Raw genomic sequence first — 15558 nt, 5'->3', positions numbered from 1 at the left:
TTGGTCCTATTCTCGTCAGGCGTCCGGGTGCTTGAACACCAGCGACGCATTGGTGCCGCCGAAACCGAAGGAGTTGGAGAGCACGGCGCGCAGAGCGACATTGTCGCGCCGCTCGCGCAGGATCGGCATATCGGCGAATTCGGGATCGAGCTCTTCGATATTGGCGCTCTCGCAGATGAAGCCGTTCTGCATCATCAGCAGCGAATAGATCGCCTCCTGCACGCCGGTCGCGCCGAGCGAATGGCCGGTCAGCGATTTCGTCGCCGAGATCGGCGGGCATTTCTCGCCGCGGCCGAAGACCTCGCGGATCGCCTCGATCTCTTTCAGATCGCCGACCGGAGTCGAGGTGGCGTGCGGATTGATGTAGTCGATCGGCGTCTTCACGCCGGCGAGCGCCTGGCGCATGCAACGCATCGCGCCCTCGCCGGAAGGGGCGACCATGTCATGGCCGTCCGAGGTCGCGCCATAGCCGGCGATCTCGGCGTAGATCTTCGCGCCGCGCGCCTTGGCCCGCTCATATTCCTCGAGCACCAGCACGCCGGCGCCGCCGGCGATGACGAAGCCGTCGCGATTCTTGTCATAGGCGCGCGAGGCGGTGGCCGGGCGGTCGTTATAGGAGGAGGACATGGCGCCCATGGCGTCGAACAGCACGGAGAGCTCCCATTCGAGCTCCTCGCAGCCGCCGGCGAACATAATGTCCTGCTTGCCCCATTGGATCATCTCATAGGCGTTGCCGACGCAATGATTCGACGTCGCGCAGGCCGAGGAGATGGAATAGTTCACGCCCTTGATCTTGAACCAGGTGGCGAGCGTCGCCGAGGCGGTGGAGGACATGGCCTTGGGCACGGCGAAGGGGCCGACCTTCTTCGGCCCCTTGCTGCGGGCGATATCGGCCGATTCGACGACCACTTTGGTCGAAGGGCCGCCCGAGCCCATGATGATGCCGGTGCGCTCATTGGAAATCTCGTCCGGCGCGAGGCCGGAGTCGAGGATCGCCTGATCCATGGCGACATGATTCCAGGCCGTGCCCATGGCGTGGAAGCGCATGGCGCGCCGGTCGAGGAGGGTGGACGGGTCGAGAGTCGGCGCGCCATGCACCTGGCAGCGGAAGCCGAGCTCGGCATATTTGTCCGCCTTGACGATGCCGGATTTCGCCTCATGCAGAGAGGAGACGACTTCCTGCGTATTGTTGCCGATGGACGAAACGACGCCCATGCCGGTCACGACCACTCTTCTCATGTCCAAACTCCCTCGCGCCGGCGGGCTCGGTCGTCCCGTCTGGTTATGGCGGCGTCTCGCGCGCCCCGATCGGCGTTCCGTCAGGCCGTCACGCGGCTTCGGGCTTGGCGAGACCGACCTTCAGGTCTTTCGCTTCGTAAATACGTTCGCCGTCCACCTCCACCCAGCCATCGGCGATGCCGAGGACGAGCTTGGATTTGAACACGCGCTTGAAATCGACGCCGTAGCGGACGAGCTTATTGTGCGGCCGCACCTGGCCGCTGAATTTCACCTCGCCGACGCCGAGCGCCATGCCGCGGCCGGGCAGATCCAGCCAGCCCAGAAAAAAGCCGGTGAGCTGCCACAGCGAATCGACGCCCAGGCACCCCGGCATCACCGGATTGCCCTTGAAATGGCAATCGAAGAACCAGAGGCTCGGATTAATGTCCAGCTCGGCGCGCACATAGCCTTTGCCATGCGCGCCGCCCTCTTCGAAAATTTCTGTGATTCGGTCGAACATGAGCATGGGCGGCAGCGGAAGCTGCGCATTGCCGGGACCGAACAGCTCCTCCCGCGCGCAGGCGAGCAGATCCTCATATCCGAATGACGAGCGCCGTTCGCTCATGATGTTCCTTTTTGCGTCTTCGACGTGACGATTCCCGGTCGCGCCGCCGGCCGGAAGCCGCATTCGTTAACATAGGCGCCGGCCGGGTCAAAGGGGGCGAGCCGCTCGTTATACGCCGGCGAGGAAAAAGTTGTCTCTATGCCCGAGCTTCCCTATTGTAAGCGAAGAGACACATTGCCGGGCGGGAATGAGAGGCGAATGACGGTCGAGCGAGCCATGGTCGATGCGACGGAGCGGGTCGACGCCTTGCGGCGGCTGCGCAGCCGGCTGATGGCCGCCGGAATGCGGCCGACGCGCCAGCGCGTCGCGCTGGGCGGCCTGCTGTTCGGCAAGGGCGACCGCCATGTGACGGCCGAGAAGCTTTTCGAGGAGGCGCTGGCCGCCGATCTGCCGGTCTCGCTCGCCACCGTCTACAACACATTGCATCAATTCACCGATGTCGGCCTCTTGCGCGAGATCGCGGTCGATGGCGCGCGCATCTATTTCGACACCAATGTGTCGGAGCATCATCATTTTCTGCTCGACGGCGAAGGGCTGGTCGACATTCCCGGCGCCCATGTCGACGTCGCCAGCCTGCCGGCCCCGCCCGCGGGCATGAGGATCGCCCGAGTCGATGTGGTGGTCCGCCTGTGCAAGGACGAGGACTGAGGTCCGGCTTTATCCTCCCGAGCGCCTGCGGCGCTCGATCACTCGATCTTCTCCCCCGGATAGACGCCCCACAGGCCCTCCTGCTTCACATAGGCGTCGAAGCCCTCGCCCGAGACGCGGCACCAGGAGCCGTCGCAGCGACGCAGGCTGGCGACGACGCCGGGCGAGAGTTTCGCCACCGGCGTCGTTCTATCGCTGGCGTAGGCGAGGATCGGCTCCTTCTTCCAGGGCGCGACGAGGGCGGTGCGGCGGCCCGAGAGCAGCGAATGCAGCACCCAGCCCTCGGTTCCCTCCGAATCGCGAATTTTCCGCCAAATCTCGAATTCCGCGGTGATTTCAACCGGAAGGCCGGCGCGCTCGAACACCCAGAGCGTCGGGTGCTCCTTGCTCGGGCCCTCGTGCAGATTGACGCGGTCCGATTTGAGGCTGACATAACGCGGCAGCGGCAGGCCGGACGCCGAGCCGGTCTGCTGCTGCGCGCCGGCCTTCGCCGCCGCGCCGACGAGCAGTGCGACGATAATGAAACGGACCGCGGCGGCCGCGCATCTTCGGCTCGGAAGGGGCTTTTCGTCCATTTCTACTCTTCTCCCCGAAGACGCCTCTCGCAGCTGCGAACGACGCCTCGTCTTGTCTTTGTCCCGCCATCTGCTAGGAAGTTCGATAGGAAAGGGGCGTGGGCGGCGAAACGCTCTTTTCATCCATCGTCGTTAAGACATGGTTGAAGAGACGCAAAGCCGCCCCGAGGCGCGATCGGCGGAACGGCTCCCTCGGGCGCCGGACAGATCGGTCGATCCATGCGGGAGGACGAAGGGGAAGATGGCGAAAAAGAAGCCGCTCGTCGTGGTGACACGTCGGCTCCCCGAGGTGATCGAAACCCGCATGTGCGAGCTGTTCGACACGCGCCTCAATGTGAGCGACCGGCCGGCGACTCACGAGGAGCTTGTCGAGGCCGTCCGCACGGCGGATGTGCTGGTGCCGACGATCACCGACCGCATCGATTCCGGCCTCATCGGCCAGGCCGGCGACCAGTTGAAGCTCATCGCCAATTTCGGCAATGGCGTCGACCACATTGACGTCGCCTCGGCGCTGCGCCGCTCGATCACCGTCACCAATACGCCCGGCGTCCTCACCGAGGACACGGCCGATCTCACAATGGGCCTCATCCTGGCCGTGGCGCGCCGCCTCGTCGAGGGAGCCCGCACCATTCCAGACGGCTCCTGGGGCGGCTGGTCGCCCACTTGGATGCTCGGCCATCGCATCACCGGCAAGCGCCTCGGCATTGTCGGCATGGGCCGCATCGGCCAGGCGCTGGCCCGTCGCGCCAGCGCTTTCGGCCTCTCCATCCATTATCACAACCGCCGCCGCCTGCCGGTCGAGATCGAGGACCAGCTCGAGGCGACCTATTGGGAATCGCTCGACCAGATGCTGGCGCGCATCGACATTCTGTCGATCCACTGCCCGCATACGCCGGCGACCTATCATCTGCTCTCCGCCCGCAGGCTCAAGCAGCTGCGCCCGCACGCCATCATCGTGAACACCGCCCGCGGCGAGATCGTGGACGAGAATGCGCTGATCCGAATGCTGGAGGCCGATGAGATTTCCGGCGCGGGCCTCGACGTCTTCGAGCACGAGCCGGCTGTCTCGCCCAAGCTCGTCAAGCTCGCCAAGGCGGGCAAGGTGACGCTACTGCCGCATATGGGCTCGGCCACCAATGAGGGCCGCGTCGACATGGGCGAGAAGGTCATCATCAACATCAAGACCTTCATGGACGGGCACCGCCCGCCCGATCGCGTTCTGCCCAGCATGTTGTGAGGGCGCGTTTCCGCTTCTCGCTCGCGCGCGTCGGAGATTTCCGGCGCTTTTCCGTTCAGAAAAAAACCACAAGACGCGCGCCATATCTCCTGAAGCGATTCGCGAAGGGATCGTTCTCGAAAAGGATCGAAGGATGAGACGAATTCTGACCGCGCTCCGGATGCCGACGGCGCTTCTGGTCGGCCTCGCCGCCTGCGGCCCCGTGCTGGCCAAGGGCAAGCCGGCGCAAAAGGAGAAGGAGCAGCAGGAGGCGACGGCGCAGGAGCCGCCGCCGAACTATAAGCCCTTCCCACATAATTATATTTTCAATCTCAAGGACATAAACGGCAAGGCTCCGCCCGCCGACATTTGGATTCGCATCGACACGACGATGCGCGGCTCGGGCTTTTCCGGCTGCAAATCCTGGTCCGGCGTTTTCGTGGTCGGCGGCAATCGGCTCGGGCCCAAGGCCATGCCCGCCGTCGCCGACGCCAAATGCGATCCCGCATTGCAGGCGATCGAGCGCGATTTCTGGCAGGTGATGCTCTCCGGCCCCTATTGGGACACGCAGGGCTCGGACCTCATCCTCAAGGGCGCCAAGGGCGGCGTGCTGCGCTTCACCCGTTCGCTCTGATCCGTTCGGGGCTCGAGCCCGGCGAGGATCGCGCAATGCTCGAGGTTCTCGCGGTCTCCGGCTATCGTTCGCTGCGGGAGCTGATCCTCCCGCTCGCGCCGCTCAATGTCGTGACGGGCGCCAACGGCAGCGGAAAATCCAGCCTCTATCGCGCTCTGCGCCTTCTCGCCGACACCGCCCGCGGCCGGCTGGTGAGCTCGCTCGCGCGGGAGGGCGGCATTCAGTCCACCCTCTGGGCCGGGCCGGAGCAGATCGGCCGGGCCGTGCGCGCCGGCCGCTATCCGGTGCAAGGGCTTGCGCGCAAGGGGCCGGTGCAATTGCGGCTCGGCTTCGGCGCCGCCGATCTCTCCTACGCCGTCGATCTTGGTTTTCCCCCGCCCGGCCTCAGCACATCGGCTTTCTTGCTCGACCCTGCGATCAAGCGGGAATGCGTCTGGTCTGGGCCTTTGTTCCGGCCCTCTGCTCTGCTCGTCGATCGCCACGGGCCGGGACTCAGGGCCGTGGACGAGAGCGGCGCCTGGCGCGTGATTCCGACGCCGATCGCGGATTTCGAGAGCATGATGACGGAATTCTCCGATCCGCGCGCCGCGCCGGAGATGATTTCCGTGCGCCGAAAGCTGCAGTCCTGGCGCTTCTATGATTGTCTGCGCACGGATGTGGAGGCGCCCTGCCGAAGACCGCAGGTCGGCACGCATACGCCCATCCTCGCCGACGACGGCGCGGACATCGCCGCCGCGTTGCAGACCATTCTCGAGATCGGCGACGCCGAAGGGCTCGCGCGGGCCGTGGACGACGCTTTTCCCGGCGCCGCCATAGAGATTGAAACGCGCGATGGCTGGTTCGAGCTCGCCATGCGCCAGCACGGGCTGCTGCGGCCGTTGAAAGCGGCGGAACTCTCCGACGGAACCTTGCGCTATCTGATGCTGATCGCTGCGCTGCTGACGCCGCGTCCGCCGGAGCTGCTGGCGTTGGACGAGCCCGAGGCGAGCCTGCATCCCGATCTCATTCCCGCTCTGGCGCGGCTCATCGCCGCCGCGGCGCAGAAGTCGCAGATCGTCGTGGTGACGCATTGCCGCGAGCTGGCCGATCTGCTCGTCAGCGAGCCGGAGTCGCACGCGATCGAGCTGACCAAGGATTTCGGCGAAACGCGCCTCGCCGGCGAGGCCTTCCGGCCGCGCTGGGAATGGCCGAAGCGTTGACGCGCGTCAGCTCACCTTTTCTTCTTCCTGCGCCTTGGCGGAGAGGCGCTTCACGCGCTGCCAGAAGGCCCAGGCGCCGAAGATGACGAAGGGCATGGCGGCGGCCGCCGCCTCCTCGCCGGTGAAGCCGAAGGGCAGGTAGCCGGCGTCCTTCACGCCCTTGAAGAAATAGAGCGAGAGGCCGGCGACATAATAGCTGAGCGCGGCGATGGAGAGGCCGCCGACCAGCTTTTGCAGGCGCATCTGCAACCGCGCGCGGCGATTCATATCGTCGAGCAGATCGCGGTTCTGCTGCTCCATCTCGAAAGTGATGCCGGTGCGCATCAGATCAGTGGCGCGCTCCACCTGCCGGGCGAGACGGGCCTGCCGCGTCTCGAAGGCGTTGCAGGTCTCGATCGCCGGATCGAGCCGCGCGCTGAAGAAGGCCGAGATGGTGGTGTATTGGCTCTCCTTCGCCTCCTGGATGAGATTGAGGCGATTCTTGACGATGGCGTGATAGGCGCGGCTCGCGCCGAAGCGGAAGGCCGTGCGCGTCGACAGCGCCTCGCTCTGCGCCAGAAGGTCGCTGAGGCGTTTCAGCAGATCGCGGCTGGTGCGCATGTCCTGCGTCCGGCTCAGCGCCTGGGTGATGTCGGAGATTTCGCGCTCCATGGCGCGCAGCTCCGGCCCGGCCTCGCGCGCTTCGGGCAGGCCGAGCAGCGCCATCGTGCGATAGGTCTCGATTTCCAGCACGCGCTGGATCAGCCGCCCGATCTCCAGCGCGCCGACGGCGTTGGCCTTCACCAATAGGCGCGTGAAGCCGAAGGCGTCCGGCGCGAAATCGGTCATCACATGCGCCGCGCCCTTGGCCGCGCGGATCACGCAGAGGCTCTGCGAATTGAACAAATTGACGAAGGGCTCGTGCGAATGGCCGCTCTCGATCGCCGATAGATGCGCGGCGACGATCAGCCGGCCGGGAGGACGAAAGGCGATCTCGCCGGTTCCGATCGGATCGGGATGGGTGAAGGGATCGCCGGCGTCTTTCTCGGTCGACCAGGTGTAGGTGGTGAATTCCGTATGCTGCTCCCAGCGCAGTCGCCAATCGCCGATCGAGAGGCGCTGGAATTTGGCGTCATCCGGGCGCGGAACCAGCATATGGGCGCGGCAGAGATCGGCGAGAGCGGCGCGGTCGGCCCTGGCCTCCTCCTCATTGGTGGCGAAGGCGAAATGATAGACGCGCTGCGGCAGGGTGATCGGCAGGAACGGCCGCGCGTGCAATTCTGCGAGAACCGCGGCGCGGGCTTCGTGCTCGACGAAGCGTCCGACGATGGGCGCGCCGCTCTCCTGGTCTGACGCCATGCTCTTTGCTCTCTCGTCTCGTTTTGCTCTTCCCGGCGAGCTAGGTCCTCGCCGAATCGCTCTCGAGGATAGCGAGCGAGCCTGCCTCGGGAATGTGACAAAACGAGCGAAAAGGCGAGGCGTCGCCGCCTCGCCGTCAGCTGCGTCTGTCAGCGGTGATGAAAGCCGCCGCCATGGAAGCCGCCGCCACCGAAGCCGCCATGATGAAAGCCGCCACCGAAGCCGCCATGATGGAATCCGCCGCCGAATCCGCCATGATGGAATCCGCCGCCGAATCCGCCGACGCGGTGGAATCCGCCCCCGCCGAATCCGCCGATATAATGGGGACGATAGCCCCAGCCGCCGCCATAGCGGGGGCGATAGCCCCAGCCGCCGCCATAGACGACCGGGCCGCCGCCCCATCCATAGCCGGAATAGTAAGGATAGGGGTAGGGATAGCCGTAATCGTAGGGATAGGCGTAACTGGGCGCGTAGGCTCCGGCCGCGATCAGGCCGGTGGCCGCCGAGGTGACGACCGCCGCCGCCGGATCATAGCCATAGCGATAATAACGCAGCGCATGACGTCGATGCAGAGGCCGACGATGATGTGTGTAGCGCACGTAATGGCGATGCGGATAGCGGCTGTAATGGACCGCCTCGATCGCGCCGGGCGGGGAGACGACCGATTTGCCGGCGACGCTGGTGACGCCGGCGAGCGCGTCTCCCGAGGACATTATGATAGCGAAGGTCACGCCGATCGCGGCGAAAAAGCCGGATTTCCATGAGTTGTGCATTTTCTCCTCCTTACTGCGACGCAAAAGCATTTTGTATCAGGGCTCGAATTTCAGCTCTTTGGCGAAATGCGTCAGGCGGGCGGCGACGCGGGCGCGCACGCGCGTCGCGGTCGCCGGAAACTCTTCCAATATGCGCAGGAACAGCGCGCGGGTGATTTTGAGAATTGTCGCCGGCTCGCGCGCTATGGCGGTCGCCGGGCGCGTCGTCTCGGTGATGAGCGCGGTCTCGCCGATCAGCGCGAAGGGCCGCAGCACGCGCTCGGCGGGACGGCCGTCATCATGCTTCTCGAGGGCGATGGAGCCATTGGTCAGAATGAAGCCGCCGTCGGAGGGCTCGCCGCGGCGAAACAGCGCGTCGCCGGCGCGCAGCAGTTTGGTCTCGGCGCTGAATGTCAGAAGGCGCAGCGCCTCGATCTCGAAATCCTCGAATAGAGGAATGCGTCTCAGATTGGCGATGTCGTCGTCGAGAGCCATGTCTCGGATGCTTTCTTCGGGGCGTCTCGCCGGGCGTGGTCAGCGCGCGCGGGAGAAGACCAATCGATAGCCGTTCTTTTCGGTGAGAAGAAGGCGGGCTTCGGTCGGGTCGGTTTCGATCTTGCGCCGCAGCCGGCTGACGTGAGTCTCCAGCGTGCGCGTCGTCACGGTCGGATGATAGCCCCAAACCTCGCGCAACAACATGTCTTTCGTCACTACCGCGCCTCCAGCCGCCGCGAGGCGCGTCAGTATCTCCGCCTCTTTCTCGGTGAGCGGCACGCGCCGGTCGGCGACGCCCGAGAGCTCGAAGGCGCCCGGCCGATAGCGATAGGCGCCGATGGCGACGATCGGATGCGCCGGCTCCTCGGCTCCCGCCCGCAGCCGTGCGAGAAGATGGGCGAACCGGAAGGGCCGCGCGATATAGTCGGAAGTGTGCGGCGCCATAGGGTCGCCGGGCGCGCCGATGAGGAGGACGGTTCCGGGGAAGTTTTCGCGGGCCGAGCGCGCGAAGGCCTCGCCGATCGTGGCGTCGACGAGCAGAAGATCGCAACCGCCCGCAGAGAGCAGTCGCGTCGCCTCCTCGGCGGAGGCGGCGGACGCGACCGTGAATTCGGGATAGCGGGCTAGCTGCTCGGCGAGAGACGCGCGCAAGCCCGCCGCCGCGAGCAGCAATATGGCGCGCTTTTGCGGCGTCGGCGCTCCGGTCATGGCTCTATGATCGGCCAAGGGTGCGCGCCGTTCAAGGCGCAGGGCGAGGTGGAGAGAGGGATGAGCCAGGGTTTTTCCCGCCATCGCGGCGGGGTCACGGCGCTGAAGGTCGCGCGGCGGATCGGCGGACGGGAGCATGAGGGCCGGCTGATCGCGGGCGATCTCATGCTGCCCTGCGCGCTCGGCCGCTCCGGGATCACGCGCCGCAAGCGCGAGGGCGATGGCGCGACGCCGGCGGGAAGCCATGAGCTGCTCTATGTCTATCTACGGCGCGGCCGGGCTGCGACTCCGCGCTCCGTCGCCGCGCGCTTCCTCCGTCCGGACGATCTGTGGTGCGACGACGCCCGGTCCTTTCTCTATAACCGGCCGTTGCGTGGGAAGACGCCGCTCGGTCATGAGCGGCTCTGGCGGTCCGATCGGCTCTATGATGTCGTCGGCGTGCTCGACTACAACATCCGCCCGCGCGTGCTGGGGCGCGGCAGCGCCATTTTCTTCCATATAGCGACGGAGACGCTGGGGCCGACGGCGGGCTGCGTGGCGCTGCGGGCGCGCGATATGGCGCGGCTGCTGCCGCGTCTCGCCGCCGGTGTCCGCATTGTCGTCGATTAAGGCTTCGAATAGTCGCGCTCGCCCATAATGGCCGAGCCGATGCGGACATGCGTGGCGCCGAGCTGAATGGCGAGCTCGTAATCCGAGCTCATGCCCATGGAGAGCTCTTTCAGCCCGTTGCGGGCGGCGATCTCGGCGAGCAGGGCGAAATGCGGCGAGGCCTGCTCGCCGACCGGAGGCACGCACATCAGCCCGGCGATCTCCAGCCCATGCTTCTCGCGGCACTCGGCGATGAAGGCGTCGGCCTCATGCGGCAGGACGCCGGCCTTTTGCGGCTCCGCCCCGGTGTTGACTTGCACCAGCAGGCGCAGGCGTTTGCCTTGGCGGCGCATTTCCTCGGCCAGCGCCTCGGCGATCTTGGGCCGATCGACGCTCTCTATGACGTCGAAGGTCTCGACCGCCTCGCGTGTCTTATTGGATTGCAGCGGGCCGATGAGATGCAGCTCGACGCCGGAGAAGCGCTGGCGCAGCTCGCCCCATTTGGCGCGCGCCTCCCGCACTTTGTTCTCGCCATAGACGCGATGGCCGGCCTCGAGCAGCGGAACCGCGGCCTCTGCCGGAAAGGTCTTGGTGACGCAGACGAGGGTGATCTCGGCCGGATCGCGGCCGCAATCGCGGGCGCGCAGCGCGATGGCGTCCTTGGCGGCGTTCAGCCGATCGACGACGATCATGGGAGATGCGGCCTCAGCGGACGAATTTCAAAATAGTGAAAATGGCCCCGATGAGAACCAGATTGAAGCCGAACACCCACCGGAGAATATCCGTCTTGGACTGAGAGACTTCCAGCTTCAGGCGTCCTTCCACCTCGATGAGTTCTCGCTTCAAGCGCCCTTCGACTTCGGCGAGGTCGCGCTTCAGCAATTCCATGTCGTGCCGAACCTCGCCGACGTCCGCCTTTGTGGCCACGCTCTCGGAGAACGCCGTCTCCAACGCCTCGGCGGAGGCGCGCGCCTGCTCAGGCGAGAAGCCGCCGCGGGTGAGGCGATCGATATAGGCGAGGGGGTTGAAGAGCACTTGCGCCGACATGGCCCGGATATAGCACGCGCACTGCTTCCCGGCGAGAGGCGCCTTTGACAAGCCCCGCCCCGCCCGGCATTACAGGCGAAACTCCACAATTCGATCAGGACCGCTCGGACCCATGAGACCAGAACGCTACGACTTCGCCGCGGCCGAGCCCAAATGGCGAAAGATTTGGGACGAGCGGCAGGTTTTCACCTCCGGCGATACGACGAAGCCGAAATATTACGTGCTCGAAATGTTCCCCTATCCGTCGGGGCGCATTCATGTCGGCCATGTGCGCAATTATTCCATGGGCGACGTCATCGCCCGCTACAAGCGCGCCAAGGGCTTCGACGTGCTGCATCCCATGGGCTGGGACGCTTTCGGCCTGCCGGCGGAGAACGCCGCGCAGCAGAGCGGCTCGCATCCGGCGACCTGGACCTACGCCAATATCGCGAGCATGCGGACGCAGCTGAAATCCATGGGCCTGTCGCTCGACTGGTCGCGCGAGATCGCCACTTGCGACCCCGCCTATTACAAGCATCAGCAGAAGCTGTTCCTGGATTTCCTCGCCGGCGGCCTCGTCGACCGCAAACAGTCCAAGGTGAATTGGGACCCGGTGGACATGACCGTGCTCGCCAATGAGCAGGTCGTCGACGGGCGCGGCTGGCGCTCCGGCGCGCTGGTCGAGCAGCGCGAGCTGACGCAATGGTTCCTGCGCATCGGCAAATACGCCGATGATCTTCTCACCTCGCTGGACACGCTCGATCGCTGGCCGGAGAAGGTGCGGCTGATGCAGCGCAATTGGATCGGCCGCTCGGAAGGGCTGCTGGCGCGCTTCGCCATCGCCGGCGATCCGATGGGCGAGATCGAGGTCTTCACCACGCGGCCGGACACTTTGTTCGGCGCGAAATTCGTCGCGCTGGCGCCCGACCATCCGGTCGCGCGCGCGACCGCGGCGAAGGACCCGGCGCTCGCCGCTTTCGCCGAGGAATGCCGTCATATCGGCACGTCGGTGGCGGCGATCGAGACCGCCGAGAAGAAGGGCTATGACACGGGCCTGCGCGTCGTCCATCCCTTCGATCCCTCTTGGACGCTGCCCGTCTATGTCGCCAATTTCATCCTGATGGATTACGGCACGGGCGCGATCTTCGGCTGCCCGGCGCATGACCAGCGCGACCTCGATTTCGCCAATGCTTACGGCCTCGGCGCGACGCCGGTCGTCTGCCCGGAGGGCGTCGATCCTGCGACTCTCATCGTCAGTGAGACGGCTTTCGACGGCGAGGGACGGCTCGTCAATTCGCGCTTTCTCGACGGGCTCACCGTCGCAGAGGCGAAGGAGGAGGTCGCCAAGCGCCTCGAGACCGCGCAACTGCACGGCCGTCCGCAGGGCGAGCGCAAGATCAATTACAAGCTGCGCGATTGGGGCATTTCGCGGCAGCGCTATTGGGGCTGTCCGATCCCCATCATTCATTGCCCGGATTGCGGCGTCGTGCCCGTGCCGGACGCCGATCTTCCCGTGAAGCTGCCGGAGGATGTGACCTTCGACAGACCGGGCAATCCGCTCGACCATCATCCGACATGGAAGACTGTCGCCTGTCCGAAATGCGGAGCCGCCGCGCGGCGCGAAACCGACACGATGGACACTTTCGTCGATTCGTCCTGGTATTACGCGCGCTTCACCGATCCGCACAATGAGTCGGCGCCCGCCGCGCCAGAGCAGCTCGCGCGCTGGCTGCCGGTGGATCAGTACATTGGCGGCATTGAGCACGCGATTCTGCATCTGCTCTATTCGCGCTTCTTCTCGCGCGCCATTCGCGACACGGGCCATGGCGGCGTCGCCGAGCCTTTCGCCGGCCTCTTCACCCAGGGCATGGTGGTGCATGAGACCTATCGCGCCGCCTCCGGCAAATGGGTCGCGCCCAGCGAGCTGCGTTTCGAGACCGGCGACAAGGGCCGCCGCGCTTTCCTCATCGAGGGGGGCGAGGAGGTCGCGATCGGCGCGATCGAGAAAATGTCCAAGTCGAAGCGCAACACGGTCGATCCGGACGACATTATCGCCAGCTATGGGGCCGATACGGCGCGGCTCTTCGTGCTCTCCGATTCGCCGCCCGATCGCGATGTCGTGTGGACGGAGGAGGGCGTGCAGGGCGCCTGGCGCTTCGTGCAGCGCGTCTATCGTCTGGCCGGCGAGCTCGCCAATGCCGCGGCGCCTATCGGCGCCGGCGCGCCGGCCGAGTTCGGCGCGGCGGCGCTCGATGTGCGCAAGGCGACGCATCGCACCATCGCCGCCGTCGGCGACAATATCGAGCGCCTGCGCTTCAACACGGCGATCGCCCGCATTCGCGAATACGCCAATGAGCTGACCGCGGCGCTCGACAAGGTGGAGACGGTTCCGGTCTCCGCTGATCTCGCCTTCGCTTTCCGCGAGGCGGCGGATGTGTTCGTGCAGCTGATCGCGCCGATGACGCCGCATGTGGCGGAGGAGTGCTGGAGCGATCTCGGCCATTCCGAGATCGTCTCGCTGGCTCCTTGGCCGGAGGCCGATCCTACTCTCGTCGCGCAGGACATGATAAGCTTGCCGGTGCAGGTGAACGGCAAGAAGCGTGCGGAGATTCTCGTGGCCCATGACGCCGATGAGGCGACGATCCGCGAGGACGCGCTGGCGCAGGAGGCCGTGCTGCGCGCCATGGAAGGCAAGCCGTTGAAGAAATTCATTCTCGTTCCCAAGAGGATCGTCAATGTGGTCGTTTGAACGGCGGCGCGCTCTGTCCCCTTCCGAATCGGGCCGAGGGGCGTTTCCACCTCCCCCTGGAGGGGGGAGGTCGATCGCCGCAGGCGAGCGGGAGGGGGTGACGCCCGAGTCTCGGAAGCGACTCCACCCCGGACCACTTTGCGGTCCGACCCTCCCCCTGAAGCGGAGGGTGAGGCGCACCCTTTCCGGCGTTGGCCCGGCTGTCTTCGGCGTTTTCGCCGCTCTGGCGCTCTCGGCCTGCACAGTGCAGCCGCTCTATGGCCCCATCGGGACCGACGCCCCGCTGACGGCGGAGCTTCATGCGGTCGCGGTCGATCCGATCCCGGACCGCATCGGCCATTATGTCCGCAACGAGCTGATCTTCGCCCTGAACGGCACAGGCTCGGACGAGCCGCCGCGCTATCGGCTCATGGTCGCGCTGAAGGAGCGTGTGCAGACGCCGATCCTCGACACTGTCACCGGCCGCGCGACATCGGCGACCGTGATCGTCGACGCCGAATATAAGCTCATCAATATCGCCGACGAGCAGGTCATCACCAAAGGCGTCGCTTTCGGCGTCGCCAGCTATGATCGTTTCAGCAATCGTCTCGCCAATGTGCGCGCCGCGCGCGACGGCGAGATTCGCGACGCCAAAGTCATAGCGGATATGATCCGGACGCGGGTGGCGACGGCGTTGTCGAAGTGAGAGAGAATAGCGAGTAGAGCTACTCGCTACTCGCCGTTACCCGAGCGCCCATGACCGCCATCAAGACCCGCGACGCCGAGCGCTTCGTGAAGGCGCCGCCGGCCAATGTCTTCATGTTCTTGCTCCATGGCGCCGATGCCGGCCTCGTGCGCGAGCGCGCGCTCGCCATTGTCGCGCAGCGCGTCGACGATCGGCATGATCCGTTTCAATGCGTGGAGATGAGCGGCGACGCGGTCGCGGCCGATCCGCTGTCGCTGCTCGACGAAGCCAATACGATTCCGCTGTTCGGCGGCAGGCGCGCGATCATCGTCGAGACGGGCGGCAAATCCATTGTCTCGCCGCTCGAGCAATTGCTCGCCGCGCCGCCTGTGGATTGCGCCATCGTGCTCACGGCCGGCGCGCTGAAGCGCGATGCGCCGCTGCGCAAGCTGATCGAGCCGTCCAAGATCGCCGCGGCGATCGAGTGCAATCCAGACGATGAGCAGGATTTGCATGCGCTGATCGACAACAGCCTGCGCGAGGCGGGCTTTTCCGTCACGCCGGAAGCGCGGCTGCTGCTGCAGGCGGCGCTCGGCGAGGATCGCCGCATGAGCCGTTCCGAGCTCGCCAAGCTGATGCTCTATAAGCATGGCGCGAGCGCGATCGAGGCCGGCGATGTCGAGGATATCGTCGCGCATGCCTCCAATATCGCCTCCGATCGCTTGGTGCTGGACGCTTTCTCGGGGCAGGCCGACGCCGCTGGCGAAGCCTTCGACAGAGCGGTCGCCGGCGGCGGCGACGCCGGGCAGCTATTGAACGGCGCGCTGCGCTACGCGATGGCGCTGCATCGCGCGCGGCTCACCGTGGATCGCGAGGGACGGCCGGATTTCGGCATCACCATTTTGATGCGCAGCGGTTTCGGCTTCTCGCAGCGGCCGCAGCTCGAGCAGCATTTGCGTATCTGGTCCGCGGCGAAAGTGGCGGCGCTGCTGCCGGCCTTGCGCGACGCCAATCATCGCGCCCGCGCCAATGCCGCTCTGGCGGAGATGGAGGCAGGCCGCGCGCTGTTGCGCATAGCGAGTCAGGCCGGGCGGCGCTGAGCGCCCTCTCCCCCGCTTGCGCG

General features: G+C 65.8%; 17 protein-coding genes. 8 read left to right on the top strand and 9 right to left on the bottom strand.

The genetic code is table 11. From position 1 onward, the window contains the following. Positions 1-15: 15 nt before the first annotated feature. Positions 16-1239 carry a beta-ketoacyl-ACP synthase I gene (gene fabB / locus KP010_RS11080; RefSeq protein ID WP_142862688.1) on the bottom strand — a complete coding sequence of 408 codons (1224 nt, stop codon included), beginning with the start codon at positions 1237-1239 and terminating at the stop codon, positions 16-18. 88 nt (positions 1240-1327) lie between these two features. Continuing rightward, a complete protein-coding gene (gene fabA, locus KP010_RS11075; RefSeq protein WP_018267877.1) occupies positions 1328-1843 on the bottom strand; it encodes a 3-hydroxyacyl-[acyl-carrier-protein] dehydratase FabA in 516 nt (171 codons plus the stop codon). Between the two features lie 216 nt (positions 1844-2059). Between fabA and irrA the strand changes: the two genes are divergently transcribed. Next, a complete protein-coding gene (gene irrA, locus KP010_RS11070) occupies positions 2060-2491 on the top strand; it encodes an iron response transcriptional regulator IrrA (RefSeq protein WP_246659815.1) in 432 nt (143 codons plus the stop codon). 38 nt (positions 2492-2529) lie between these two features. Here the strand turns inward: irrA and KP010_RS11065 are convergent, their stop codons facing one another. Next, entirely contained in the window at positions 2530-3066 is a 537-nt protein-coding gene (locus KP010_RS11065) for an SH3 domain-containing protein (protein WP_108917345.1), read from the bottom strand. A gap of 241 nt (positions 3067-3307) precedes the next feature. Between KP010_RS11065 and KP010_RS11060 the strand changes: the two genes are divergently transcribed. The 3 genes from KP010_RS11060 to KP010_RS11050 all read left to right on the top strand — a co-directional run bounded on the left by KP010_RS11060 (position 3308) and on the right by KP010_RS11050 (position 6115). Further along, a complete protein-coding gene (locus tag KP010_RS11060; RefSeq protein WP_024881173.1) occupies positions 3308-4303 on the top strand; it encodes a D-glycerate dehydrogenase in 996 nt (331 codons plus the stop codon). 133 nt (positions 4304-4436) lie between these two features. Next, positions 4437-4916, top strand: a complete 480-nt coding sequence (locus tag KP010_RS11055; protein WP_246659814.1) for an META domain-containing protein — start codon at positions 4437-4439, stop codon at positions 4914-4916. A gap of 35 nt (positions 4917-4951) precedes the next feature. Then, positions 4952-6115, top strand: a complete 1164-nt coding sequence (locus KP010_RS11050; RefSeq protein WP_142862686.1) for an AAA family ATPase — start codon at positions 4952-4954, stop codon at positions 6113-6115. 6 nt (positions 6116-6121) lie between these two features. On the opposite strand, the gene KP010_RS11045 is transcribed toward KP010_RS11050, so the two are convergent. From KP010_RS11045 to KP010_RS11030, 4 genes are all read right to left on the bottom strand, one after another. After that, complete coding sequence (locus KP010_RS11045; RefSeq protein WP_142862685.1) at positions 6122-7453, bottom strand: DUF3422 family protein; 1332 nt, start codon at positions 7451-7453, stop codon at positions 6122-6124. A 149-nt stretch (positions 7454-7602) separates the two neighbouring features. After that, complete coding sequence (locus KP010_RS11040; protein WP_185966478.1) at positions 7603-8226, bottom strand: hypothetical protein; 624 nt, start codon at positions 8224-8226, stop codon at positions 7603-7605. A 36-nt stretch (positions 8227-8262) separates the two neighbouring features. After that, entirely contained in the window at positions 8263-8700 is a 438-nt protein-coding gene (locus KP010_RS11035) for a cyclic nucleotide-binding domain-containing protein (protein WP_108917351.1), read from the bottom strand. A gap of 39 nt (positions 8701-8739) precedes the next feature. Next, positions 8740-9408 carry a response regulator transcription factor gene (locus KP010_RS11030; RefSeq protein ID WP_185966477.1) on the bottom strand — a complete coding sequence of 223 codons (669 nt, stop codon included), beginning with the start codon at positions 9406-9408 and terminating at the stop codon, positions 8740-8742. 60 nt (positions 9409-9468) lie between these two features. On the opposite strand from KP010_RS11030, the gene KP010_RS11025 reads away from it, so the two are divergent. Beyond that, positions 9469-10017, top strand: coding sequence for a L,D-transpeptidase (locus KP010_RS11025; protein WP_108917371.1), 549 nt, complete (start codon positions 9469-9471; stop codon positions 10015-10017). Here the strand turns inward: KP010_RS11025 and KP010_RS11020 are convergent. Together KP010_RS11020 and KP010_RS11015 are read right to left on the bottom strand one after the other, a co-directional pair. Next, the gene (locus KP010_RS11020; protein WP_142862683.1) at positions 10014-10688 is read right to left on the bottom strand and encodes a YggS family pyridoxal phosphate-dependent enzyme; all 675 of its coding nucleotides are present in this window, start codon (positions 10686-10688) and stop codon (positions 10014-10016) included. The two genes, KP010_RS11025 and KP010_RS11020, sit on opposite strands and share 4 nt — an antisense overlap. A gap of 13 nt (positions 10689-10701) precedes the next feature. Beyond that, the gene (locus KP010_RS11015) at positions 10702-11031 is read right to left on the bottom strand and encodes a hypothetical protein (RefSeq protein WP_185966476.1); all 330 of its coding nucleotides are present in this window, start codon (positions 11029-11031) and stop codon (positions 10702-10704) included. Between the two features lie 124 nt (positions 11032-11155). Here KP010_RS11015 and leuS point away from each other — a divergent pair, with 124 nt between their 5' ends. The 3 genes from leuS to holA all read left to right on the top strand — a co-directional run bounded on the left by leuS (position 11156) and on the right by holA (position 15535). After that, positions 11156-13771, top strand: a complete 2616-nt coding sequence (leuS, locus tag KP010_RS11010) for a leucine--tRNA ligase (protein ID WP_216280874.1) — start codon at positions 11156-11158, stop codon at positions 13769-13771. A 169-nt stretch (positions 13772-13940) separates the two neighbouring features. After that, positions 13941-14456, top strand: a complete 516-nt coding sequence (locus KP010_RS11005; protein ID WP_216280873.1) for an LPS assembly lipoprotein LptE — start codon at positions 13941-13943, stop codon at positions 14454-14456. 50 nt (positions 14457-14506) lie between these two features. Continuing rightward, entirely contained in the window at positions 14507-15535 is a 1029-nt protein-coding gene (holA, locus tag KP010_RS11000) for a DNA polymerase III subunit delta (protein WP_216280872.1), read from the top strand. The last annotated feature ends 23 nt before the right edge of the window (positions 15536-15558 follow it).

The sequence above is a fragment of the Methylosinus sp. KRF6 genome (assembly GCF_018887255.1).
Classification (GTDB): Bacteria; Pseudomonadota; Alphaproteobacteria; order Rhizobiales; family Beijerinckiaceae; genus Methylosinus; species Methylosinus sporium.
Note: the sequence above shows the minus strand (reverse complement) of the source record. Positions and strands in the feature narration are given on the sequence as shown.